Origin of the sequence: Bathymodiolus platifrons methanotrophic gill symbiont (assembly GCF_002189065.1) — a bacterium.
Taxonomy (GTDB): domain Bacteria; phylum Pseudomonadota; class Gammaproteobacteria; order Methylococcales; family Methylomonadaceae; genus Methyloprofundus.
This window is the reverse complement of sequence record NZ_BDMN01000204.1, coordinates 1-1,816: the sequence shown is the minus strand read 5'-3', so window position 1 is coordinate 1,816 and position 1,816 is coordinate 1. Positions and strand designations below refer to the sequence as shown.

The 1,816-nt window shown below is 41.0% G+C and carries 1 protein-coding gene; it reads left to right on the top strand.

What is annotated here, in order from left to right; translation table 11 throughout:
* Positions 1 to 1,404: 1,404 nt before the first annotated feature.
* Positions 1,405 to 1,816, top strand: a 412-nt coding sequence (locus CDZ78_RS12075; protein WP_140414030.1) for an IS6 family transposase, incomplete at its 3' end; no start/stop codon positions are given.

Sequence of the window (1,816 nt, the reverse complement as noted above, 5' to 3'; positions counted from 1 at the left end):
AGCCATTGAGCCCCTAAGGCAGGCTTACCATTCCCTTTTCACAGCCCCCCCCTCCCGCAACTGCTTGAAAAAACAGATAATGCAGACTAGAGTTTCAGTGTATCTTGGGATCGTGTTACTTGAGTTTTTCAGCCCCTTTCACAGTCGTTACGCCCTGCACGTTGCCAGATATATAAAATATCCACCCCTGCTCCAAACGTGCCATCTTCTGCATTATAAAATTCAAATCCCGCATTCAAAACGACAATAAGCTTGCGGCTTATACTTTATACAAAAGATGCCTTAATGGGTTGTCTTAGCAGTTACCCTTGTTCGACAACACTGTCCTGACCTATCCCAAATCATCTTGATTCCAAAATAGGGGCTGAGCTTGTAAAGCAGAGGATTCAAATAATGCTTTCAAGTTGGATGCTAATTAAGATATAATTAACATTCGTTTGATTGCAAGAGTATCAGTCTTACTTTCAAGCTGTGGTGAGTGTTTAAGATCACTCATACACAACCTTTATAAAAGGCAAGAACCCAAGTACTTAAAAATGCTTGGGTTTTTTTTGCCTTTAAGCCCTAAACTTCATAAGTTAGGGAGAGTTACCTGAAAAAGGAAATATCAGGCTAGGTTTCCGATAACTTTAACTCATACAACTAGGACATAGCAAGGTTAGAATTAGATTAGTCTTCTAATAAGCCTTTCATTCATTCTCTGTTGGCAGAACTTTCTAGCTTGACAAGAGGTTCAAGGTCAAAAACTGTAGCCCACGGAATTCGGGGAAGGTGGGGCACTAAAAATATTTCTTTTGTTAAACACACACTTTCTTTTTACTGCCCCATAACAGATTGGTCAGAGAAGTGTTCCGGGGGCTGTAAGTTTTCGAGCCATCTGATTTTGAGACCCCTGAATAACCTGTTTTTATCCGTTTCACAGACGACCTTTTGTGTTGGTTCTGTCGCAAAAAAAAACAAAATCACCCTCTTACCTACGATCATAAGATTAAATTTCAGCCAAATAAGGTTCGCATGTTCAACTAAAAAGGGTGCGACTTTTCAAGTGATTATTCTCTCGAATGTCATATTGTACCTGACTTTCCCACTAGTTTATCGGATGGGATGAGAAAGTTTTTCTCCTGGATGGTGTCTTATCCATTGGTTGCATAAAAACAGGTTACAGTTGATTTTTACACAAATGTTTATTTTTTTGCGACAGAACCTAAAATTTGTAGATGGCGAGAAATAGGCGCGCCACCGCGCGCCTCATGATAGATTTTGGGACTCCATGTCACAAAAAATCGATTCACCACGCGGCGAATCATTTGTGCCCTGGTCCGCCCCGCGGGTTCTGTCGCATAAATCCCCCTTCCCGACGTTATCTGCTATCATAATTCTCAATTTCAATAAAAGGTAGATCATATGCTCAGCTTCAAAGGCACTCACTTCCCAAAAGATGTCATTCTTTATGCTGTTTTCTTTTATGTCAGGTATGGCGTTTCGTATCGCGACCTTGAAGAAATTATGGAAGAAAGAGGTGTTGAAGTGGATCATGCTACGCTCAATCGTTGGGTTATCCGTTATTCTCCTGCCATTGCTGTAAAAGCTAAATCTCAGAAACGAGAAACCAATAAATCGTGGCGCATGGATGAAACGTATATCAAAGTGAAGGGGCAGTGGACCTATTTATACCGAGCTGTTGATAGTCACGGTGATACGCTTGATTTCATGCTTTCTGAGCGCCGTGATGAAGAGGCTGCAACCGCATTTTTCAAACAAACGATTAACAATAATGGATTTCCTGATAAGGTCGTTATGGATAAAAGTGGCGCTA